Source organism: Endobacterium cereale, assembly GCF_009617585.1.
GTDB lineage: Bacteria > Pseudomonadota > Alphaproteobacteria > Rhizobiales > Rhizobiaceae > Neorhizobium > Neorhizobium cereale.
Map to the genome: position 1 here is coordinate 112,915 of NZ_WIXI01000040.1, position 21,462 is coordinate 134,376.

A 21,462-nucleotide genomic window follows, 5' to 3' on the forward strand; every position below is an offset into this window, starting at 1 on the left:
CTCAGCTCCTCTTGTCGCCGGCGTAATAGACCCACTTTTTCGAGGACCAGAAGGCGACGAGCGTGAGGACCATGATGATGGCGAAGAGCACCCAGGCGATTGCCGAGGCATAGCCCATGTTGAACTTCTTGAAGGCCTCCTCGTAGATGTAAAGGGGCAGCAGATAGGTGGATTTCAACGGGCCGCCCTGGGTGATGATGTAGGGTCCGTTGAACTCCTGAAATGCCTGAACCATCTGCATGACGAGGTTGAAGAAGATGACCGGCGTCAGAAGCGGCAGTGTGACGAAGAAGAAGGTCGTGACCTTGCCGGCACCATCGATGGAAGCTGCTTCGTAAAGCGACTTGTCGATCGACTGCAGGGCGGCAAGGAAGATGACCATGGCCGAGCCGAACTGCCAGCAGCGCAACAGCGTGATGGTGAATAGCGCGTTGGTCGGATCGCCGAACCAGTCCACCGGGCCGAAACCCAGCGTGGCGATCGCCATGTTGACGAGGCCTTCGGTCGAAAACAGGTAACGCCACAGGACGGCGATGGCGATCGATCCGCCCAGGATTGACGGCACATAGAAGGCCGTGCGGAAAAAGTTGATGAACTTCAGTTTGTAATTGAGGATTGCCGCGATGAAGAGCGCAAACGCCAGCTTCAGCGGCACGGTGCTGAACACGTAAATGAGCGTGACGCTCAGCGATTTTTCAAATGTGCGGTCGCGGGTGAAAAGTTTTTGGTAATTGGAAAGCCCGGTCCATCGCGGGCTGCTCATCAGGTCGTAGCTCGTGAAGCTGAGATAGAGCGACGACAGAAACGGTATGGCCGTGAAGATCACGAGGCCGATCAGGTACGGCGCCAGATAGGCGTATCCCAGAAAACGCTGCGACCTCATGTCATGCCTCCGGTCGGCCAAAAGCGGCCTTTCAAGGCAAATTCATTTTTGTGCAAATCCAATTCCTCCTCCAGCCGGAAAGTGCAAGGCTGTTATGCGTCAGGCACTTAGCTATCAATCTAAACAAAGATCAATTTGCTCGTTTGAGCTGTAATACACGTGACATAATGGGATTTTCGCACCAGAATGAATAAACAAAGGCGGGGAAAAAGATGGACGAAATCGAAGGTGGAATTCTCTCCAGTATTGCGCCATCCGCACTGGCGCTGAACCTGACGCGGGCAACGATCAAGATGGAGCATTCACGCACCTGGAGGATCGACAAAACCAATCCGGTGGAAGATCTGGTGATCTGCCTGGAAGGCAGCGGGCAATATGTGATCGAGGGAGAACGCCGGGTCATGCAGCCGGGTGACGCGATGCTGGTGCGGCGTGGCCAGCGGTTTCGCGGATGGAATCAGGGGCAGGTGAATTACACCGGCATCGCCCAGCATTTCACGCTCGACATTTACGGCAAGCACGACCTGATCGCCCAGATGCAGTTGCAGCCAGTGGTGCGCCTGAAGAAATGGGCGCTTCTGGAGCCACTGGTGCGACAATATCGCCAGACGGCACCGCCGTCATCGATCACGCTCAGCCAGCATCATCTCTTCATGTGCCTGCTGATCGCTTATATCGAGGACGCATTTATCGGCTGGCACGACAGCGCCACCTATCAGGCGGAGGGAGCGGACGCGCTCGATCTGGCGGTGATGAAGGCTGTGGCGATGATATCCGCCAACCCGCTCGATCAGGATATCGCCGAACGGGCGGTAGAAGCCTCGCCATTCAACGACGACTATTTTTTGCGCGAGTTCAAGAAGCGGGTTGGGCAGACGCCGCGCAAATACCAGGAGCTCAAGCGCATGGAGCGTGCGATGCATCTTCTGGAAGCTGGAATGCCCGTCGCTGCGGCTGCCGCGGAAGTCGGTTATGCCGACCCCTATTATTTCTCACGGATGTTTCGCAGAACCACCGGGCTCAGTCCTCGCGACCACGTCAAACGCGTTCAGCGGAACCGCAATGGCGGCTTGCTTCGTTTCGACGAGGCGGAGCAGGAGCGTCTGATGAATGTGAAGCTCTGACGGTCGCGGCCCTCGGTCGCCGATGGCTTTCGTTATCGGTGGCGTGGTTTTGCACCCAGCCGTGCCAGAACCTGAGGCGGGATGTCGTAATCCTTGATGACTTCATCATCATTGCGCAGGCCGCAGGTTTCCCGATGTACGAACAATCCCCATACCGCTTCCGATGCGTCATCCAGCAGCCGTTCACGCTCTATGGTATCAAGCGGCTTGCTTTGCGCATTCTTGAGCGCGGCAATCGCCTTTTCGACGGCTGTTCCATGGCGCCCGAGCGCGTAAGCACGCTCGGCCATCAGTTCGTATTCGAGCGTGGCCATGCCACTCATCACCGGGCCGGATTGTCCGAAATTTCCGGGTGGGCGAACCGTCATGTCGATCTCCTTTGCTGGCACACCTGTTTTGGGCTGAACCGTTCACCCAATATGGCTGTTGGTGAACCTGGCTTCGACGGGCGATATTGACGCATGCGTTTTCGGGGTACGGGTCCATCGCTGTCGTCTTCATTCCCTCAGTGTGCGACGAACAATCGCAGGATGTATTTTTCTGGATGTTCGCGGTTGTTTGTCGGTGCTTTGAGTGCAGTGGTTCTGATCAGTGTGATTGTGATGCGTCTGGCTTTCAGTTTTTGAAAGTGTAGATGATGTATTAAGCAATCAGTTATTTAAAATTATTGAATTAAATCGTCTATCTGTATTGCATTCATGAATGGATGAATTGTTTCTGTCCGATTTTTTCATGTGAGTTATGCAGTAATATTTTTAAATCGATTTATTTTGATCTATGTCAGTGACAAATTACAACATTGACTCGTATTTTTATGTTGCTTAGCCTCAACCCGGGCCGATGAGGATCGACACCTCCAAGGGTGGTTGGAACGGCCCTCTAGGAGGATAATTCATGAACGTTGCACCAACGCATATTTCCGCCGCCTCGCTCGATGATCGTGAGATTTCCCTGATCGATCGCTACTGGCGTGCCGCCAATTACCTTTCCGTCGGCCAGATCTATCTTCTGGCCAACGCTCTGTTGAAAGAGCCATTAAAACCCGAAGACGTGAAACCGCGTCTCCTTGGCCATTGGGGCACAACGCCCGGTCTGAATTTCATCTACGCCCACCTCAATCGCATCATCAAGGCGCGCGACGCCAACATCATCTATATCTGCGGCCCCGGACACGGTGGCCCGGGCATGGTCGCCAATACCTATCTCGAAGGTTCCTATTCGGAGATCTATCCGGAAATAGGCGAGGACGAGACCGGCATGCTAAAGCTGTTCCGGCAGTTTTCGTTCCCCGGCGGGGTCCCGAGCCATGTTGCGCCGGAAACGCCCGGTTCCATCCATGAAGGTGGTGAACTGGGTTACGCGCTGGTGCATGCCTTTGGCGCCGCTTTCGACAATCCGGATCTCGTCGTTGCCTGCGTTGTCGGCGATGGAGAGGCCGAAACCGGGCCGCTTGCCACCGCATGGCATTCCAACAAGTTCCTTAATCCGCATACGGATGGTGTCGTTCTGCCCATCCTGCATTTGAACGGCTACAAGATCGCCAATCCGACAGTGCTTGCCCGCCTTTCCGACGAGGAGCTGGAAAACCTGTTCAAAGGGTATGGCTACGAGCCTTTCTTTGTCGAAGGATCCGATCCGCAGCTCATGCATGCGCTGATGGCGAGTGTACTGAACACGGTGTTTGATCGTATTGCCGCAATCAAGGAACACGCCAGGGTCGATGCATCGCAGCGACCGCGCTGGCCAATGATCATATTGCGCAGCCCCAAGGGCTGGACGGGTCCGAAGGTCGTCGACGGCAAGGTGGTCGAAGGTCATTGGCGGGCGCATCAGGTGCCGGTTGCGGCTTGCCGGGAAGACGGCGAGCATCGGCGCATTCTGGAAGACTGGATGCGCAGCTACGACCCCGAAGACCTGTTCGAGGACGGCAAGCTGAAAGCCGAACTGAAGGCACTTGCACCGCGCGGCGAGCGTCGCATGGGCGCCAATCCGCATGCCAATGGCGGTCTGTTGCGTCGCGAGTTGAAAACGCCGGACTTTCGCGATTATGCGGTTGCTGTGCCGTCACCGGGCAGTGTCGAAACCGGTTCGACCAAAATCCTCGGCGACTATCTGCGCGACGTCATTCGCTACAATGCCGAGGAAAGGAACTTTCGCATTTTTGGACCGGATGAAACCGCATCCAATCGTCTCGGCAGCGTTTTCGAAGCGACCGACAAGGTCTGGATGGCCGATACGGTCGAGACCGACGATCATCTGGCGCCCGAAGGCCGGGTGATGGAAGTGCTGAGCGAGCACATGTGCCAGGGCTGGCTGGAGGGTTATCTGCTCACCGGCCGCCACGGCTTCTTCTCCTGCTACGAAGCCTTCATCCACATCATCGACTCGATGTTCAACCAGCATGCCAAGTGGATCAAGGTTTCCAGCCATCTGCCGTGGCGCAAGCCGATCTCGTCGCTGAACTATCTTCTGACATCCCATGTCTGGCGGCAGGACCACAACGGCTTTTCGCATCAGGATCCGGGATTTATCGATCTTGTCGCCAACAAGAGCTCCGATATAGTCCGCGTCTATCTGCCGCCGGATGCCAACACCCTGCTGGTCATCGGTGATCATTGCCTGAAAACCTGGGACCGGGTGAACGTCATCGTCGCCGGAAAGCAGCCGGAGCCGCAATGGCTGACGATCGAGGAAGCCGAAGTTCATTGCAAGGCGGGCATCGGCATCTGGGAATGGGCCGGTACGGAAGAAGGGCTGGACCCGGATATCGTTTTGGCCTGCGCCGGTGACGTGCCGACGATGGAGACATTGGCCGCTGTCGATTATCTCCGCCAGATTCTGCCGCATCTGCGCATCCGCGTCGTCAATGTCGTCAACCTGATGGCGCTGCAATCGCCGCAGCATCATCCGCACGGCATTTCCGACGAGATGTTCGACGACATCTTCACCAGAGACCGCCCGGTGGTCTTCGCTTATCACGGCTATCCGTATCTCATCCACCGGCTGGTCTATAAGCGCACCAATCACCGCAATTTCCATGTCCGTGGTTTTGTGGAGGAGGGCACGACGACGACACCGTTCGACATGGCCGTCATGAACGAACTCGACCGCTTCCATTTGGCGATCGAGGCAATCGAACGTCTGCCGGCATTGAAGGACAAGGCGGCGGGCCTGATCGCCACGCTCAGGCAAAAGCTGGCGGCGCACAAGGCCTATGTCCACGAATACGGCGATGACATGCCGGAAATCCGTGACTGGAAATGGCCCTACGCCAAGCCTGAGGTGCCTGCTGCGGAGTAAGACATTCGCTCCGCCGCTCGATCATTCGGGCGGCGGAGTTTTTTGCGCTCAGGCTGCGCGCCCGGCAGCCCTGCCGGAAAAGATGCAGCCGCCAAGAAACGTGCCTTCCAGCGCTCGATAGCCATGATAACCGCCGCCGCCGAAGCCGGCGGCCTCGCCGCAGGCATAGAGCCCGATCAACGGCTTGCCATCCCTGCCGAACACCTGCCCGTCGAGATCTGTTTCCAGTCCGCCCAATGTCTTCCGTGTCAGGATGTGCAGGCGCACGGCAATCAGCGGCCCAGCCTTTGGATCGAGGATTTTGTGCGGTTTTGCCGTGCGCATTAATTTATCGCCGATATAGGCACGCGCCTGCCGCATGGCGACGATCTGCAGGTCCTTGGCGAATTTGTTCTGCAATTCACGGTCACGCGCCTCGATCTGGGTTCGCAGGTGATCGAACGAGATCGGGCATTCGCCGATCCGGTTCATGCCCTCTACCAGCGTTTCCAGCGTATCGGCCACAACAAAGTCCTCGCCATGCTGTTTGAACACTTCCAGAGGCGGCGTTGCCGACCGGCCCAGCCGGCTTTTCAGCAGCAGCGGAATGTCCTTGCCTGTCAGGTCCGGGTTCTGTTCCGACCCGGACAGCGCAAATTCCTTCTTGATGATCTGTTGTGTGGTGACGAACCAGGAATGGGAATAACCGCGCTTGCACAGTTCCTTCAGTGTTCCGAGTGAATCAAAACCGGGAAGGGCGGGCAGCGGAAGCCGGTTGCCGGCGGCGTCGAACCACAGGGAGGAAGGGCCGGGCAGAATGCGGATGCCATGGTTTGGCCAGATCGGATCCCAATTCTTCACGCCCTCGGTGTAATGCCACATGCGATCGGCATTGATGATGTTTGCGCCGGCCACAGCCGCATGTTCGAGCATCAACCCATCGACATGTTGCGGCACACCGCAAATCATCGTTTTTGGCGGTTCACCCAGCCGGTCCCTTGGCCAACTCTGGCGCACAAGCGCCTCGTTGCCGCCAATGCCGCCGCTGGCGACGATCACCGAAGCGGCGGCAATTTCAAAGCTCTGCAATACCTCCCGGTTTGACGGCTTTCCGCGCTCGGCATCGCTGTGCGCCAGCACTTCGCCATTCACACCTATGACGGACCCGGCGGTTACCTGCAGGCTGGTCACGCGATGCCTATGGCGGATATCGACTAGGCCATCGGCTTGCGCGGCCAGAACCCGTTCGACGAACGGTGCCAATGTACCGGGACCGGTGCCCCAAGTGATATGAAAGCGCGGAACCGAATTGCCGTGGTCGCCGGCCAATCCGCCGCCGCGTTCCGCCCAACCCACGACTGGGAACCAGCGCATGCCGAGCCCATGCAGCCACGGCCGCATCTCGCCGGCCGCAAATTGCAGATAGGCTTCGGCCCAGCGTGTCGGCCAGAAATCTTCCGCGCGGTCGAAACCGGCTGACCCGAGCCAGTCCTGTCGCGCCAGATCAAGACTGTCGCGAATGCCGAGCCGTCTCTGTTCCGGCGTATCCACCATGAAAAGACCACCGAGCGACCAGAAGGCCTGTCCACCAAAACTGCTCTCCGGCTCCTGATCGAGAAGAATGACCTTGCGGCCACGCCGGACCAGCTCACATACCGCAACCAGTCCCGCAAGGCCGGCGCCGACAACCACCACGTCCGTCTGCACGTCAACCAATTCGAGCTCCTCCCAGCAGATCAATCGGCAAAACCATTTATTGTCGCTCGCAGGGCGTTGCGCAACTCTGGGTTTTTGAGAGGTTTTGGCGAATGTCCGATTTGCAACGGGCTGCCGGGCGGGTTAGATCAGGCATTCGATCCGTGGCGCCTGAGTCCTGCTCAGGCCGCCAGCCGGTCCCTGTTGGAGCGGCACCGCCGTTGACGTTTCCGAAACGAGAGTTCCATGCAACGCCCTTTTTCCGATCCCACGCAAGCGCTTGAAACCGTCTGGGGTTACAAGTCCTTTCGCGGGCAGCAGGAAGATGTCATCCGCACCGTGTTGCAGGGGCGTGACGCACTTGTGCTTTTCCCGACAGGCAAGGGAAAATCGCTCTGCTTCCAGATCCCGGCGCTCTGCCTCGACGGCCTGACCATCGTCGTTTCGCCACTGGTGGCGTTGATGCATGATCAGGTGGAAGACCTGAAGGCGCTGGGTGTGGCCGCAGCCTGCCTCTCATCCGCCCAGAGCGACGAGCAGAATTCGGAAGTGCGGCGGCGATTGCATGCAGGCGATCTGAAACTGCTTTATGTGACGCCGGAGCGCATCGTGCTGCCGTCCTTCCAGAACATGCTTGGCCGCACCAAAGTATCGCTGATCTGCGTGGACGAATGTCACTGCGTCAGCACCTGGGGCAATAATTTCCGCAAGGATTATCTGGCGCTCGGCACCTTGAAGACGCTTTTCCCGGGCGTACCGCGCATTGCCCTGACGGCGACCGCCGATCCGCATACTCGGGAGGATATCATCCGGCTGCTTGACCTTGGTGATGCCGAGGTCTTCGTGGACAGTTTCGACCGCCCCAACATCTACTATGAAATTGTCGAGCGCTCGAACGGCCGCCAGCAACTGCTGGAGTTTCTCGGCAAGTTTGAGGGCGAAAGCGGCATCGTCTACTGCCTCTCCCGCAACAAGGTGGAAGAGACTTGCAACTGGCTGAACGAGCAGGGTTTTCGGGCACGCTACTACCATGCCCGTATGGAGCCGGGGCTGAAGGCAGAGGTGCAGGAGGCGTTTCGCATGGAGGAGGGGCTCTGCCTTGTCGCCACTGTCGCCTTCGGCATGGGCATCAACAAGCCGAATGTTCGCTATGTCGCGCATCTCGACCTGCCGTCTTCGGTTGAAGGTTATTATCAGGAGACCGGTCGAGCCGGCCGCGACGGTCTGCCATCCTCAACTTTCATGACCTACAGCATGCAGGACATCGTCCAGCGTCACCGGATGATCGAGGAAAATGTCGAATCCTCCGACGAAACCAAAAGAATAGAGCGCGGCAAGCTGAATGCATTGCTGGCGATTTGCGAAACCGTCGGCTGCCGTCGCACGGCCATTCTTTCGCATTTCGGTGAACGTTACGCCCAACCCTGCGGCAATTGCGATACGTGCCGGAACCCTGTGGAACAGTGGGACGGTACGGATGCGGCGATCAAGGCTCTGGCCGCCGTCTACCGGACGGGCGAGCGATTTGGGACCGGACACCTGATCGATGTTCTGGTCGGCAAGGTGACCGAGAAGACCGAGAAATTCGGGCACACGGAGTTTCCGGTTTTCGGGGTAGGGCGTGAACATTCCGTGCAGACATGGCAGTCGGTGTTCCGGCAATTGCTGGCCTTTGACCATATCGGCATCGACCACGGCAATTTCGGTGCGGTGATCCTGCGCGAAAGCGCTGCGGATGTTTTCAAAAAGCGTTGCCAAGTTGTTTTTCGCAAAGACAAGACGCGTGCCGACAGGCGTTCCTCAAAAGCTTCGAATACTGCGGCCAACAGCCGTGCGGGCCTTTCTGACGCGGATGCGGTGCTGTTCGAACGTCTTCGCAAGTTGCGGCTGGAGATTTCCAAGGATGCCGGAATTGCGCCTTACATGGTGTTTCCGGACACCACGCTGGTCGCCTTCGTACGTGAACGTCCGTCAAACGAACGAGAGATGCTGAATATTGCCGGTGTCGGCGAGACAAAATTCAAACGTTACGGCGATCATTTTCTCGAAGCGATCGCGGACTAGGCAGGCTGTTTGCGGCAGAAACATGCCTGTGATGCCGCCGTCACATATCCTCTCCGAGTAGCCGTATGACGCTTTGTTTCATATGGAAGTTCATGGCTTCACGGGCCGCAGCCGGATTGCCCTCCCTTATCGCTGCAATGATGCGGTCATGCTCGCCTACCACACGCGGCACGACCATGTCCTGAGGCAGGTCCTGCAGCTTTCGGGTGAATTCCACCGTCAGCTTGATCTGGTTGTGCATGGTGCCGAGCGCGAAGGTAAAGTAGGGATTCTGCGCTGCCTCGGCCACAGCCATGTGGAAGGCAAAATCGGCTTCGAACACGTGGTCGCCGGGCAGAAGCTCATCCATTTTTCTTTGTGCCAGCTCAATTTTTGAAATGCTGTTTGCGTCGCGAATACGGGCGGCATCTTCGGCGGCGGCGCATTCAACGATTTGCCGAAAGCGCATACATCTTTTCATGTCGAAAACGGTGTTGATCGCCAGGCTTTGTACGCCCGAGCCGAACTGCATGGCATCCGTGTGAGGTTGAACGAAATTTGCCGAGCCCCGCTTGGAAATTATGCGGCCCGCATCTCGCAGAGCGATCAGCGCCGTTCGCAACACGGGTCGCGAGACGCCGAAATGACGCGCCAGTTCGGCCTCGGGAGGCAGGCGGCCACCATTGTGCCACTGCGGATGCGACAACATGGCCTCAAGCTGCTGAAGTGTATGCGACGACAGGTTCGTCATCGTAGTTGTCTGTCGAGTCGGCTCGTTCATATCAACACTCTACCCGGCGCCCATGTGGTTTCCAAGTCCGGTCGATATACTAATATTTACTTATATTGACAAATTTGTCCGCATGAGTGAGTGTTTTAAACGTCGCGTCAGACACACTTTCGAACTCCCGTTGAAAATGGCAGGCTGCAAATGGATCATCACATCAATCCCGCTCCGGTCGATCGTCACCTTGTCCGTCACACGCCGCGTATTGTGTCGGTTCGCGCGGTTCCCGTTGCCGGCGAGGATAGTATGCTCATGAATCTGAGCGGCGCCCATGGGCCGTTTTTCACCCGGAACCTGGCCATCATAGAAGACGATTCCGGCCATACCGGCATTGGTGAAGTGCCAGGTGGTGAAGCGATCCGGACAACTATCGATGAACCGGTGCCGACGAATGGCTGCGGCTACGAGATGAGGAAGCGCTTACGCCGGATGCGATCGTACGTTTGGCAGAAGCAGCGCAGCAGCGTTACGGCTTCCGGGATTTCAAATTGAAAGGTGGTGTTCTTCCCGGGGAACAGGAAATCGAGGCCGTTACCGCGATCGCGAGACGGTTTCCTGAGGCGCGCGTTACCCTCGATCCGAATGGCGCATGGTCACTGGAGGAGGCGATCAGCCTGTGCAAAGGCCGGGGCGATGTGCTTGCTTACGCGGAAGATCCTTGCGGCGCGGAGCAGGGGTATTCCGGGCGCGAGATTTTGGCGGAGTTTCGCAAAGCGACAGGCCTGCCTACCGCAACCAATATGGTGGCGACCGATTGGCGGCAGCTGTCCCATGCGATCCAGTTGCAGTCGGTCGATATTCCGCTTGCGGACCCGCATTTTTGGACCATGCAGGGTTCTGTTCGTGTCGCTCAGCTCTGCAAAACATTCGGCATGACCTGGGGATCGCATTCCAACAATCATTTTGACGTATCTTTGGCCATGTTCACACATGTGGGAGCTGCAGCACCGGGACGTGTAACCGCATTGGACACGCATTGGATCTGGCAGGATGGTCAACGACTGACGCGCGATCCACTTGTGATCGAGGACGGTCATGTGGCGGTTCCGCAGCGGCCGGGTCTCGGTGTCGAGCTGGATATGGAGCGAGTGGAACAGGCACACCAACTTTATCTGAAGCATGGACTGGGCGCGCGTAATGATGCTGCGGCCATGCAGTATCTTGTCAAAGACTGGCATTTTGACAACAAAAGGCCTTGTCTTGTCCGCTGAGGGAATTGCGCAGATTTTTGATGCCGGCAAGAGCGTCGAGGCGGTGTTTCAGTCCCGGACGATCTTGCCGTGGTCGGTTTCGGAGATCCTGAATTTTCCGCCTACCTCTGTCCGGGGCTGACGACGGTTCGGATTGACCGGCGCGCCATCGGCCGCTTGGCGGCAGAAGCCATACTTGCGCGCATAGATGGCAGGGAGATCGCGACGATCGTGGATGTCGGGTTCCAACTGATAGAGCGGGAAAGCACTTGAACAGGTATCTGGCGGTGGCTCGCAATGTCATCCGCTGTGGTGCCACTACGTTACCTGTTTCGCGTTCTGATAGGTGGTCAATTTACGACGTGTCCAATAGTTTCGGGCCGTTCGAGTCAGATAAATAGGAATGTCTTTGAAGCTTGCAGTTTCCCTCGTGGCCGCCGTTGTCGCCACCAGCGCCATCGCAGCAGCTCCTGCCCATGCCATCGACAGCAACATCGCCCGGCAGTTGAATAAGCTCGATCCGCAGGAACGGCGTGAACAGCGATGCGATATCGAAGCCATGTCGCAGATTGCCAAAGCCGATGGAGGCTTCCAGCCGGATAAGGTTATTGCCTATAGTCGCGCCGATATCGTCGAGCAGGGCAACGACATTCGCGCGCCCGGCGCGGTCTTCCGCAGCGCCGGTGACTGGTACAAGCTCAAATTCAAATGCAGAACCGGTTCAGAAGGCCTCGACATCGTTTCGTTTGACTACAAGATCGGTGACAAGATCCCACGCAGTGAATGGGATCGTCTGTACCTCTATGACTGATCGCGCGCTCAGTCGGGAAGGCGGGGAACGGTCTTGCGTTCCGGGAAAAGTTCGGAAATTATCGTTACCAGTATAAGGGAGAGCGGCAAGGCAAGCATTGCTCCGACTGCTCCCCACATCCATGTCCAGAACAGGATGGCCACGAAGACAACGAAGGGATTGATTTCCCACTGGCGACCCATGACGGCGGGGAAAACCAGATTTTCCACCACGAGATGAATTGCAAAAAATACCGCTGCCGGCGCTAACGCTAGGACCAGCGAATCGTGGGTTATGATGCCTGCCACGGCCACTGCAAACGTCATCAGTGTAATGCCGAGAAACGGCACGAAACTGGATACGAAGGCAAATACGCCCCAAAGCACGGGCGCCGCCAGTCCGCCGGCATAGGCAATCAACGTCATGGAAACACCGAGCCCGGCATAGATCATCGTTGCAGTGGCAAAATAATAACCCAGCACCTCTTCGATCGAATTGATGACACGGATCGCAACGAGCCTCTGCCGACGACGAGGGAACGCCAGGATGATGGTTCGGCGCAGGCGCAGGCGGCCGAGCAGGAACAGCAGGAGGGCGGCGAAGAAGATCAATCCCTGAACAATGGCTGGTGTCAGGTTAGAGGTAACGATGCCCAGAATATTACCGCTATTATCGATCAGCGACTGCATCGACATCGGGCCGGACTCGAAACTGGCAGGGCTGATCTTGAGCCAGTGCTGACTTTCCAGAAACGGCATCAGCCGGTCGACCGTTCGTTCGACGAAATTTGGTCCTTCATTGACCAGTGTTGCGATCGGCTCGGCAAGCGCATTTGCCAGCAGGAACAGCACCGCAGCAACCGACGAGGAGAGGATCAGTGCGATGCCGAAACGCGGCACGCCGGCCCGCCCTAGCCGTTCCGCGGCAAGGCCCAGGATCATGCCAACCACCACGGCAAGCGTCAACGGAATCAGGATGAGCGACATGTGATTGACGATGGCAAAGCCGATGATCATAAATATCCCGATGATGGCCCAGGAGGTAGCCACGTCGAGTGCCTCACGCCCAAGGGGCGCAGTCGGATCCGTCCCATCTTCCGGCAGGTTGTCGGCGCGCAGGATTGCAGGTTCTGATTTCAGCTTTTTGTATTTGTTGTTGCGTATGTTGAGCGCGACCATGTTCCACCGTTTCCCTTGACGCCCGTCAACGCGGAAACGGCCCTCCGGTTCCTTGAATGTGAGGAACAGACAGGTAGTCTAGGCTGTCAATTTCAGGCCGATGCCCCACGGATCCTTGAACGCAATTCCGCTTGCCGTTCTCGTGGTGGAAATTTCTTGTCTCTCCAGCGCGGTAACAGCCTGATCCAATGCCGCCTTGTCGTTGAAATGCAGTGAATAATCGGCGAGGCCGGTCATGGCGTCACCGCGAATGCCGGCCCCCCGGCTGTTCCAGATGTTGGCAGCGATATGATGGTGGTAGCCACCGGTGGCAAAGAAGCTTGCTCCGGGATAACGCGCCATGACCTTCAGGCCAAGAACGTCACGATAGAAGGCGTCCGCCTGCGGCACGTCGCCGACCTGAAGGTGTATATGTCCGATCGCCGTTCCGTCCTGCATGCCTTCCCAGGAACCCTTGGCCGCACTGTCGTAGAGCGATTGAAGGTCGAGCCCTTCCGTCGCCATCTGAACCGTCCCATCCGGAAACATCGTCCATTCGTCGGGTTGACGATCACGATAAATCTCGATGCCATTCCCTTCCGGATCAGACAGATAGATGGCTTCACTGACAAGATGGTCAGATGCGCCGTCGAGCCGCACTCCGGCATGAGCGGCATGTGCGAGCCAGGCCGCAAGGGCGGCGCGATCAGGCACCAGAAAGGCGGTGTGGAATAGGCCGGCCGCCGTACGCGGTGCGCGTGTCACATCGCCACGGGTTGTGATCGTCACAAGCGGGACATCGTTGACGCCCAGAATCTCGCCACTTGCCGAGTGCTCGAGCGACTTGAGGCCGATGATGCTGCGATAGAAGGCGGATACCGTTTCCAGATCGGCCACCACGAGATGGGCCTGATTGACATGGGCCGGTCGGGTCAACGCAAAGGGCGAAGCTGCATTGCTCATGGTAGATCCTCTCTCTGTGGCGTTCTGCCACGTCGTCTGCATGGCTTATGTTTGTTTTCCGGCATTCACGATAGGTAAGTTATTGGCGATTAAACGTTCGCTGATTGTTGACAATCGCCGCGGACATTTAGCTTTCGAAGCCAGCCCGGCGTTTCGGGGAAGGCCATGTACGAGAAGATTATCGTCGCCATCGACACCGTTCAAATGGACAAGGGCGAGCGCATCCTGCGCCGAGCGATGCGTATGGTTGCCCCGGGCGGCGCGCTCATTCTGGTTAATGCGGTCGAGGACGTACCGGCCTATATTGCAGTTTCCGAACCGATCGATCTGGCTGTTGCTGCACGAAAGGCGGCCGATGAAACACTGACGGCTCTGTGCGAGCGCCTTGGTGTCAACGCGCATGTCGAGATCCGACAGGGTGCGGCTGCGCGTGAAATCCTCGCATCTGCAGAGCAGAACCAAGCCGATCTGATCCTGATTGCTTCGCACGTTCCGGATGTTTCCAACTATTTCATCGGTGCGACGGCCGACCGTATCGTGCGACACGCGCGCTGTTCCGTGTTGATAGACCGCTGAAGGTGCCGCTTGTCTTTCAGTGCGCAACGCAATGTGATGCCTAAGGCTGGCTGATGCCATTGCCCTGCGGCGCGGGCTTGTTCATTCTTATGTGCAAATACTCGGAGCGACCATGATCAGGCATTTGGAGAAGGCTGAAACCGGACAGATCGGCGGCGCGTTTGCGAGACCGATGAGCGATCTTTTCGACTTTGGCCGTGCGCACGACTTCGCTGAAATTGTCGCCGACGGTATCGTTCACGGTGTCGGTCTGGTTTTCGCGCTGATCGGCGTAACCGCGCTGATCTTTTACGCTACGCTCTGGTCGAGTTATGGTGAGCTTGCAGCCGCATGGATTTACGGACTTGGCCTTGTGTTGTGCATCGCCGTTTCGTTCACCTACAATATCTGGCCGACATCACGGACCAAATGGATATTAAGGCGTTTCGATCATTCGGCGATCTTTGTGCTGATCGCAGCCACCTACACACCTTTCCTCGAGCGCGGCGCGCATGAGCCGATGATTGCCGTCATGCTGGGCGCCATCTGGCTTGTGGCGATCGGCGGCATTGTATTGAAATGTCTGTTTCCCGGCCGTTATGACCGATTGGCGATATTGCTTTATCTCGCCATGGGCTGGAGCGGCGTCATGGTCGCCGGGCCGATCTCGGAGTACCTGCCGTCGGTCACCGTCTGGCTGATCGTGGTGGGCGGGCTGATCTATTCTCTCGGGGTGATCTTTCACGTCTGGGAACGGCTGCGTTTTCAGCGCGCCATCTGGCATGCCTTCGTCATTGCCGCGGCCGCCGTGCATTATTCCGCGGTGATGACCTGTTTCAGCCTTTCCGGCGCGTGACAACCCAAGCGTATCTCGCTGGACAGACGCGCACCACCTCTCTTACATGGCGGCATACTCTTTTGACGGATGCCAGCCATGCCCAATGCCCAGTCCGCGACCACCGTTCGCGACGCCACCGAAGCCGATCTTGCCGACATCATGGATATCTATAACGACGCCGTATTAAACACGACGGCGATCTGGAACGACAATGTGGTTGATCTCGCCAATCGGCAAGACTGGTTTGCCGCCCGCATGGCGCGGGGTTTCCCCATTCTCGTCGCCGAGGTCGATGGCAGGCTTTCAGGTTACGCGTCCTATGGAGACTGGCGCGCCTTCGAAGGGTTTCGCCACACGGTTGAGCATTCCGTCTATGTTCACAAGAATGCACGTGGGCACGGTCTCGGCGGGCTTTTGATGCAAGCGCTGATCGAACGGGCAGAGGCAGGCCCTATCCATGTCATGGTCGCCTGTATCGAAGCGAAGAACGAAGCATCCATCCGGCTTCATGAAAAGCTCGGCTTCCGCACCACCGGCACATTTCTTGAGGTCGGCACCAAGTTCGGCCGTTGGCTGGATCTCACCTGCATGGAACTGCGTGTAGGCGAGAACGGTTGACCCCTCGTCTCTAGAGCTTTCAGGCCGCCAAAGGAGCATTTGATGAAGATCACTCATAGCGAAGCACGCGCTTCGGTCACGCCGTCCTCCGATTATTTCACGGGTCACGTTCGGCAAGATCCCTTGAACGCCGCTGAGGTGCCGGGGCGGAGCCGGATCATCAGTGTCACCTTCGAGCCGGGCGCGCGGACCGCCTGGCACACGCATCCGCTCGGGCAGACGCTCGTCATCACCTCGGGCGCCGGTCTGGTGCAGACATGGGACGGGCCGATCCGACGTGTGCGTTCCGGCGATGTTGTGTGGTTTCCGGCAGGCGAAAAGCATTGGCATGGCGCGGGGCCGGATACCGCAATGACGCATATTGCCATTCAGGAAGAGTTGGATGGTCGTACTGCCGACTGGATGGAAAAGGTCTCACACGAGCAATATGGCGGCGAAATCAAAAACGATTGATACCGTCAGGTCCCGATACCCAAGCAAAAAGGCCGGCATCGCTGCCGGCCTTTGTTGTTTCGGGTGTCGAATGAAGGTTATTCGGCCGCCTGCAGTTTTGGCGCGGCATTGCGGTAAGGCTCGCACAGCTCTTCCATCATCTTCACTTCTTCGGCTGTCAGATCGGTCAGCGGTGCGCGAACCGGGCCCACATCAAAGCCCATCAGGCGCACGCCGGCCTTGATGGCGGAAACCGCATAACCCTTCTGGCGGTTGCGGATCTCCATGAACGGATAGAAGAAGTCGATCAGGATCTTGTTGGTGGTGGCGGTGTCGCCGGCGCGCAGCGCCCTGTAGAAATCCTGGGCAAGGCCGGGCACGAAGTTGAAGACGGCCGAAGAATAGGTCGTCACGCCGGCGCCGAGATAGGCATCGGCAAACAGTTCGGCTGTCGGCATGCCGCCGAGATAGGTCAGGCGATCGCCCATCTTGGCGGTGATCTTGCGCACAAGGCCGATATCGCCGGAGCCATCCTTGAAGCCGACAAGGTTCGGGCAGGCGTCGCAGAGGCGCGCCAGCGTTTCCGCCGTCAGAATGGAATTGTCGCGGTTATAGACCATGACGCCGATGCCGACGGACTGGCAAACCGTCTTGATGTGCTGGTAAAGACCTTCTTGGCTGGCATCCATCAGGTAATGCGGCAGCAGGAGAATGCCGTCTGCACCAGCCTTTTCGGCGGCCTTGGCGATGGAAACGGCGATGCGCGTGCCGTAACCGCAGCCCGCAACGATCGGCGTCGAGCCGGCGGATGCCTTGGCAGCCTCGATGATTTCCGGGATTTCCGAAGGCTCAAGATTGAAGAATTCACCGGTGCCGCCGGCCGCAAACAGAACGGTGGCGTCAAAACCGGCCAACCAGCCTACGTGTTTTTCATAGGCTGCGCGGTTGAACAGGCCGTCCTGTCCGAACGGCGTGACAGGGAAGGAGAGAAGGCCGGCGCCGAGCGCCTTCTTCAGTTCTTGCGGATCCATCGACATTGCGCACCTCTATTGCTTGCGATTGCGCAGAAGCTAACAAGAGATATTATGACTGTCAATTGAGATAATATATTTCCGGTGGTCATAGACGGCGGATCAGCGACCTGTAACGCTGCTGGCTGCCTTTGAGGTGGGTGCGCATCGCATCCCGCGCCGCCGAATCATCGCCGCCGGCAATGGCGCGGGCAATGGCGGCATGTTCTTTCTGGATCTGTGCCATGTAGTCTGCGGGCGAGGGTGAGGTGTCGCTGTCGCTCAGCAGTGAGCGCGGAATCATCTGCTTGCCGATTGCCTCCAGCAATTCCCGAAAACGCGGATTGTTGGTGGAATCGGCAATGGCAAAGTGGAAGGCGCGATCGCTTTCGACCGTCGGATTTCCTGCCGTTATCTGCTTCTCGATGGCTTCGAGACATTCGAAGATGGTTTCCTGCTGCGCCGGGGACGAGCGCAGCGCAGCCAGTCCGGCGGATTCGATCTCGATCGCGGCGCGAACCTCAAGCATTTCAATGATGGAGGACACGCGGCCGGCATCGACATTGCGCAGTCCGTTCTGCAGCAGCCCTTCCTGCGCGGGAAGGACGAAAACGCCCACGCCATGGCGCACTTCGACGAGGCCGTCAGCGCGCAGGGAGGCAATTGCTTCGCGGATGACCGTTCGGCTGACCTGGTGCTGTTCCGTCATCCCGCTTTCGGTCGGCAACTTGTCGCCGGGCTTCAATTCGCCGCCGGTGATAGCATCACGTATGCGCCGGCCAACCGTCTCAACGAGGTTACGACCCTTGCGGGCAGGGGCTTTCCCCGTGGTGTCATCGGATGTCGACAAGGTTCACCGCTTTCCGGTTGCCATCATTTCAGTGACTTAATGACCGAATGCCTCTGCTTGTTGTCAAGGATGAAAAGAGAAATCCGTTGACCTTGTTGATGATAACTATACTATGACACGACGTCTGATGTATGATGACATTAGGCCCAATCGCCGGAGTGAGCGCATTTCTGACCCAATGGTGCGGAAATGCGAGGCGAAAGACAGCAAGAGCGTGGCGTATCGGCTGACGCTGAAGAGGAGGAAATCGTGAAGATTGTAGACGTCAATGTGCGAGTGTTTTCCCATACGACGCAGCGCCATCAGGATACGGCCGGCCACGCCCATCCCGGCCCGCCGCACAAGGTCAACCTGGCGATCCTGACCATCGTCGCCGATGACGGCACGGAGGGGTATTGTTTTGCGGCGCCGGAAGTCGTGCGTCCGCATGTGATCGAAAAATTCGTCAAGAAAGTGCTGATCGGCGAAGATCCGTTTGCGCGTGAACGTCTGTGGCAGGATCTGGCGCATTGGCAGCGCGGCAGCGCCATGCAGTTGACCGACCGCACACTGGCGATTGTCGATTGCGCGCTTTGGGATCTGGCTGGCCGCAAGCTCAACATGCCGGTTCACAAGCTGATCGGAAGCTACCGCGAAAAAATGCCGGCCTATGGCTCGATCATGTGCGGTGACGAGCTGGAAAACGGTCTGGCGACGCCGGAGGATTACGGCCGTTTTGCCGAAAAACTGGTCAAGCGCGGCTACAAGGGCATCAAGCTGCACACATGGATGCCGCCGGTTTCCTGGGCGCCTGATGTCAAGATGGACCTGAAGGCCTGCGCCGCGGTGCGCGAGGCTGTCGGTCCGGATATCCATCTGATGATCGATGCTTTCCACTGGTACACCCGCACGGAAGCGCTTGAACTTGGCCGCGGCCTTGAAAAGCTCGATTTTGCTTGGATCGAAGAGCCGATGGACGAGCAGAGCTCAGCCTCCTATGCCTGGCTTGCGGAAAATCTCGATATCCCGGTCGTCGGGCCGGAAAGCGCGCATGGCAAACATTTCAACCGTGCCGAATGGATCACCTCCAAGGCCTGCGACATTCTTCGCACCGGCGTCCACGATGTCGGCGGCATCAGTCCGGCGATGAAGTGCATGCATCTGGCCGAATCTTTTGGCATGAACTGCGAAATCCACGGCAATGGTGCGCCGAACCTGATCGTCGCCGCCTGCGTGAAGAACGCCAAATGGTACGAGCGCGGCCTGCTGCATCCCTTCCTCGAATATGATGACGGTTTCGAGTACCTGAACGAACTTGTCGACCCGATGGATGAGGACGGTTTCGTTCACATCTCCGACAAGCCGGGTCTGGGCGAAGACATCAATTTCGACTTCATCAACGCGAATATCGTCGGCTGATCTGCTCTAAGCAAATACCCGGCCTGTGAGGGCCGGGTATTTTCAGAGATTGCGGTCGAGCCAGTCGAAGGCGTGATCCTGCTGTTTTTGCGAAAAATTGTGGCCGCCCGGGCAGATGCAGGTTTCAAGTTGCTCCGGTGCCTCGGCCGCACCCCAGATGCCGTGAAGCTGCTGAAAGGCCTCTTCGGCGACAGGCTGGGGAAAATGCCGATCTTCCGATCCGGTAAAGATCAACGCCGGTTTCGGTGCCGCAAGGCCGGCGAAATGCGGATAATCCAGCTTCCCCGCGATCTGCGGGTGCAGCATCGTAAATGCGGATTGGCCGCGCAACTGGTTGTTGCCTGGCTGCATCAAACCTTGCAGCGTTCCCATCCAGCCGCCGGAGACGCAGGCCGCGATGTCATCGGACAGCGCTGCTAGTTGCCAGGCGCGTAAGCCACCCATCGAATAACCGAGGCTGGCGATCCGGGTTTTGTCCACGCCCGGCAGATTTCTCAGAAATGCCAGTGCTTCCAGATCTTCCGAAAGAATGACCGAGGCGTAGGAAACGCCGAACTGCATCAGGTTGGCGGCCAGCGCCTGTTGCGTTTCGTAACCATTGCCCCTGCGGCTGCCCCAGCCGAGCGCGTCGGCGCAGAGCACGGTATAGCCACGTCGAACGAGTTCGTTGCCGATAAACCGACCGCCATAGAGCTTGTTAACCCACAGGTCGATATCAGCTCGCAGTTCTGGATTCTCGTCCGATCGGTTGCTAAGCTTTTCCTTGCCTATCGAAAAGAACGAGCCGTGGTCGTGTAGAAGAAGGACAGCTGGCGCAGGGGCCGCGGTCTTCGGGCGCAGCAGATAGGCAAGGGTGGTTTCGCCATTCGAAAAGCCCAAGCGCAACTCTTGGCCAAGGATGTCGTCGTCTGACCATTCCGAAACGATGGCGGAGATTGGCGGCGGCACCTCATCGACACCCAGTGCCAGACGGACCTTCTCGCGGGTTTTCGATCTCCAGGCCTGAAAATCCTGCGCTTCGGGATCAAAATTCCAGACGAAATGATTGCGATCGCGAAGACGTCGGCTGATGCCGCACATGTTCTCCGCATCAATCATCAGTCCTGCCGCATCTTTGCGAGCGTTCTGTCCTTGCTGGCGATCAGATGCGCGCGCATCGCTGCTCTCGCGCCATCGGCATCACCTGCCTCGATGGCCGTAAGAATAGCCAGATGCTCCTTGTTCACGCGAGCAAGCAGAGTGGACAGTGTCTTGTCGTCGACCGCATGGGTGGTGCGGCGCATGCGCGGCATCAGGGTTTCGCCCAAATAGTTGAAGATGCCGGAAAAATGCTCGTTATGGCTGGCCGCTGCCACCGCACAGTGAAACTCGAAATCCGCCAGTGTGTTGCGTGTCGCGTGCTGAACTGCGTCTTCCATCGTGTCGCAGGCGGCTTTCATGGCCTTCAGGTCTGCAGCGTTGCGGCGCTCGGCAGCCAGCGCCGCCGCCTCGGATTCTATGCCGATGCGCAGTTCCAGCCCCTTGATCATGTTGCCGGCCTGCATCAGGTCGGCATCACCAAGCCGGAATGGCGTAACGCCTGCATCGTCACGAACAAAAACGCCGATACCGTGCTGGATGGAGACAAGGCCGCTGGCGCGCAGATTGGCGACGGCCTCTCGCACGACGGTGCGGCTGACGCCGAGTTCTTCCATCAGCGCCTTTTCGGTCGGCAGCTTGGAGCCGCGTGGATATTCATCCTGCTTGATGCGCTCTGAAAGAACGCGCACGACCTGAGTGCTCAGGCTTTCCCGGCGGGCAAACATGGTTGGCGAAACATCAGCACTCATCGCAAGAGCCTCCGATTGAAT

The 21,462-nt window shown here is 57.9% G+C and carries 19 protein-coding genes and 3 pseudogenes; 11 read left to right on the forward strand and 11 right to left on the reverse strand.

The features are described from left to right. Position 1: 1 nt before the first annotated feature. Positions 2-883 carry a carbohydrate ABC transporter permease gene (locus tag GAO09_RS09695; RefSeq protein ID WP_153353808.1) on the reverse strand — a complete coding sequence of 294 codons (882 nt, stop codon included), beginning with the start codon at positions 881-883 and terminating at the stop codon, positions 2-4. Between the two features lie 212 nt (positions 884-1,095). Between GAO09_RS09695 and GAO09_RS09700 the strand changes: the two genes are divergently transcribed. Then, positions 1,096-2,007: an AraC family transcriptional regulator gene (locus GAO09_RS09700; protein WP_153353809.1), complete on the forward strand. Its 912-nt coding sequence runs from the start codon at positions 1,096-1,098 to the stop codon at positions 2,005-2,007. Positions 2,008-2,039: 32 nt separating this feature from the next. On the opposite strand, the gene GAO09_RS09705 is transcribed toward GAO09_RS09700, so the two are convergent. Further along, positions 2,040-2,375, reverse strand: coding sequence for a DUF6665 family protein (locus GAO09_RS09705; RefSeq protein ID WP_153353810.1), 336 nt, complete (start codon positions 2,373-2,375; stop codon positions 2,040-2,042). A gap of 526 nt (positions 2,376-2,901) precedes the next feature. Here GAO09_RS09705 and GAO09_RS09710 point away from each other — a divergent pair. After that, the gene (locus tag GAO09_RS09710) at positions 2,902-5,307 is read left to right on the forward strand and encodes a phosphoketolase family protein (RefSeq protein ID WP_153353811.1); all 2,406 of its coding nucleotides are present in this window, start codon (positions 2,902-2,904) and stop codon (positions 5,305-5,307) included. Between the two features lie 48 nt (positions 5,308-5,355). On the opposite strand, the gene GAO09_RS09715 is transcribed toward GAO09_RS09710, so the two are convergent. After that, positions 5,356-6,993, reverse strand: coding sequence for an FAD-binding dehydrogenase (locus GAO09_RS09715; protein WP_324185256.1), 1,638 nt, complete (start codon positions 6,991-6,993; stop codon positions 5,356-5,358). A gap of 234 nt (positions 6,994-7,227) precedes the next feature. On the opposite strand from GAO09_RS09715, the gene recQ reads away from it, so the two are divergent. Further along, a complete protein-coding gene (gene recQ / locus GAO09_RS09720; RefSeq protein WP_153353813.1) occupies positions 7,228-9,045 on the forward strand; it encodes a DNA helicase RecQ in 1,818 nt (605 codons plus the stop codon). Between the two features lie 40 nt (positions 9,046-9,085). On the opposite strand, the gene GAO09_RS09725 is transcribed toward recQ, so the two are convergent. Together GAO09_RS09725 and GAO09_RS30495 are read right to left on the reverse strand one after the other, a co-directional pair. Next, complete coding sequence (locus GAO09_RS09725; protein WP_235938017.1) at positions 9,086-9,556, reverse strand: FadR/GntR family transcriptional regulator; 471 nt, start codon at positions 9,554-9,556, stop codon at positions 9,086-9,088. 30 nt (positions 9,557-9,586) lie between these two features. Beyond that, positions 9,587-9,805, reverse strand: a pseudogene (locus tag GAO09_RS30495) (FadR/GntR family transcriptional regulator); the annotation flags it as partial. 150 nt (positions 9,806-9,955) lie between these two features. On the opposite strand from GAO09_RS30495, the pseudogene GAO09_RS09730 reads away from it, so the two are divergent. The 3 genes and pseudogenes from GAO09_RS09730 (at position 9,956) to GAO09_RS09740 (ending at position 11,812) form a co-directional block, all read left to right on the forward strand. Further along, a pseudogene (locus GAO09_RS09730) lies at positions 9,956-11,022 on the forward strand (enolase C-terminal domain-like protein). Positions 11,023-11,067: 45 nt separating this feature from the next. Continuing rightward, a pseudogene (locus GAO09_RS30500) lies at positions 11,068-11,274 on the forward strand (substrate-binding domain-containing protein); the annotation flags it as partial. Positions 11,275-11,410: 136 nt separating this feature from the next. Then, positions 11,411-11,812, forward strand: coding sequence for a DUF930 domain-containing protein (locus tag GAO09_RS09740; RefSeq protein ID WP_235938018.1), 402 nt, complete (start codon positions 11,411-11,413; stop codon positions 11,810-11,812). Positions 11,813-11,820: 8 nt separating this feature from the next. On the opposite strand, the gene GAO09_RS09745 is transcribed toward GAO09_RS09740, so the two are convergent. Then, positions 11,821-12,969 (reverse strand): AI-2E family transporter, encoded by a 1,149-nt coding sequence (locus GAO09_RS09745; protein WP_153353816.1) that lies wholly within the window; start codon positions 12,967-12,969, stop codon positions 11,821-11,823. A gap of 78 nt (positions 12,970-13,047) precedes the next feature. After that, complete coding sequence (locus GAO09_RS09750; protein ID WP_153353817.1) at positions 13,048-13,911, reverse strand: VOC family protein; 864 nt, start codon at positions 13,909-13,911, stop codon at positions 13,048-13,050. Between the two features lie 165 nt (positions 13,912-14,076). Between GAO09_RS09750 and GAO09_RS09755 the strand changes: the two genes are divergently transcribed. The 4 genes from GAO09_RS09755 (at position 14,077) to GAO09_RS09770 (ending at position 16,375) form a co-directional block, all read left to right on the forward strand. After that, complete coding sequence (locus GAO09_RS09755; protein ID WP_153353818.1) at positions 14,077-14,487, forward strand: universal stress protein; 411 nt, start codon at positions 14,077-14,079, stop codon at positions 14,485-14,487. A 172-nt stretch (positions 14,488-14,659) separates the two neighbouring features. Beyond that, a complete protein-coding gene (gene trhA / locus GAO09_RS09760; RefSeq protein ID WP_153353906.1) occupies positions 14,660-15,322 on the forward strand; it encodes a PAQR family membrane homeostasis protein TrhA in 663 nt (220 codons plus the stop codon). A gap of 78 nt (positions 15,323-15,400) precedes the next feature. Continuing rightward, positions 15,401-15,922: a GNAT family N-acetyltransferase gene (locus GAO09_RS09765; protein WP_153353819.1), complete on the forward strand. Its 522-nt coding sequence runs from the start codon at positions 15,401-15,403 to the stop codon at positions 15,920-15,922. 42 nt (positions 15,923-15,964) lie between these two features. Beyond that, positions 15,965-16,375, forward strand: a complete 411-nt coding sequence (locus GAO09_RS09770) for a (R)-mandelonitrile lyase (RefSeq protein ID WP_153353820.1) — start codon at positions 15,965-15,967, stop codon at positions 16,373-16,375. A gap of 77 nt (positions 16,376-16,452) precedes the next feature. Here GAO09_RS09770 and kdgD read toward each other — a convergent pair whose 3' ends face one another. After that, positions 16,453-17,385: a 5-dehydro-4-deoxyglucarate dehydratase gene (kdgD, locus tag GAO09_RS09775; protein WP_153353907.1), complete on the reverse strand. Its 933-nt coding sequence runs from the start codon at positions 17,383-17,385 to the stop codon at positions 16,453-16,455. 88 nt (positions 17,386-17,473) lie between these two features. Continuing rightward, positions 17,474-18,214: a FadR/GntR family transcriptional regulator gene (locus tag GAO09_RS09780; protein ID WP_153353821.1), complete on the reverse strand. Its 741-nt coding sequence runs from the start codon at positions 18,212-18,214 to the stop codon at positions 17,474-17,476. A 249-nt stretch (positions 18,215-18,463) separates the two neighbouring features. Here GAO09_RS09780 and GAO09_RS09785 point away from each other — a divergent pair, with 249 nt between their 5' ends. Further along, positions 18,464-19,612 (forward strand): mandelate racemase family protein, encoded by a 1,149-nt coding sequence (locus GAO09_RS09785; RefSeq protein ID WP_324185250.1) that lies wholly within the window; start codon positions 18,464-18,466, stop codon positions 19,610-19,612. Between the two features lie 42 nt (positions 19,613-19,654). Here the strand turns inward: GAO09_RS09785 and GAO09_RS09790 are convergent, their stop codons facing one another. Both GAO09_RS09790 and GAO09_RS09795 read right to left on the reverse strand, forming a co-directional pair. Beyond that, positions 19,655-20,710, reverse strand: coding sequence for a dienelactone hydrolase family protein (locus tag GAO09_RS09790; protein ID WP_153353823.1), 1,056 nt, complete (start codon positions 20,708-20,710; stop codon positions 19,655-19,657). Continuing rightward, positions 20,710-21,441: a FadR/GntR family transcriptional regulator gene (locus GAO09_RS09795; protein WP_153353824.1), complete on the reverse strand. Its 732-nt coding sequence runs from the start codon at positions 21,439-21,441 to the stop codon at positions 20,710-20,712. The genes GAO09_RS09790 and GAO09_RS09795 overlap by 1 nt, the downstream gene beginning before the upstream one ends. Between the last annotated feature and the right edge of the window lie 21 nt (positions 21,442-21,462).

Bases quoted from the DNA above. Each gene is read 5' to 3' on its own strand.
- GAO09_RS09695 (WP_153353808.1), bottom strand. From the start codon at position 883: ATGAGGTCGCAGCGTTTTCTGGGATACGCCTATCTGGCGCCGTACCTG.
- GAO09_RS09700 (WP_153353809.1), top strand. From the start codon at position 1,096: ATGGACGAAATCGAAGGTGGAATTCTCTCCAGTATTGCGCCATCCGCA.
- GAO09_RS09705 (WP_153353810.1), bottom strand. From the start codon at position 2,375: ATGACGGTTCGCCCACCCGGAAATTTCGGACAATCCGGCCCGGTGATG.
- GAO09_RS09710 (WP_153353811.1), top strand. From the start codon at position 2,902: ATGAACGTTGCACCAACGCATATTTCCGCCGCCTCGCTCGATGATCGT.
- recQ (WP_153353813.1), top strand. From the start codon at position 7,228: ATGCAACGCCCTTTTTCCGATCCCACGCAAGCGCTTGAAACCGTCTGG.
- GAO09_RS09725 (WP_235938017.1), bottom strand. From the start codon at position 9,556: ATGCAGTTCGGCTCGGGCGTACAAAGCCTGGCGATCAACACCGTTTTC.
- GAO09_RS09745 (WP_153353816.1), bottom strand. From the start codon at position 12,969: ATGGTCGCGCTCAACATACGCAACAACAAATACAAAAAGCTGAAATCA.
- GAO09_RS09750 (WP_153353817.1), bottom strand. From the start codon at position 13,911: ATGAGCAATGCAGCTTCGCCCTTTGCGTTGACCCGACCGGCCCATGTC.
- GAO09_RS09755 (WP_153353818.1), top strand. From the start codon at position 14,077: ATGTACGAGAAGATTATCGTCGCCATCGACACCGTTCAAATGGACAAG.
- trhA (WP_153353906.1), top strand. From the start codon at position 14,660: ATGAGCGATCTTTTCGACTTTGGCCGTGCGCACGACTTCGCTGAAATT.
- GAO09_RS09765 (WP_153353819.1), top strand. From the start codon at position 15,401: ATGCCCAATGCCCAGTCCGCGACCACCGTTCGCGACGCCACCGAAGCC.
- GAO09_RS09770 (WP_153353820.1), top strand. From the start codon at position 15,965: ATGAAGATCACTCATAGCGAAGCACGCGCTTCGGTCACGCCGTCCTCC.
- kdgD (WP_153353907.1), bottom strand. From the start codon at position 17,385: ATGGATCCGCAAGAACTGAAGAAGGCGCTCGGCGCCGGCCTTCTCTCC.
- GAO09_RS09790 (WP_153353823.1), bottom strand. From the start codon at position 20,710: ATGATTGATGCGGAGAACATGTGCGGCATCAGCCGACGTCTTCGCGAT.
- GAO09_RS09795 (WP_153353824.1), bottom strand. From the start codon at position 21,441: ATGAGTGCTGATGTTTCGCCAACCATGTTTGCCCGCCGGGAAAGCCTG.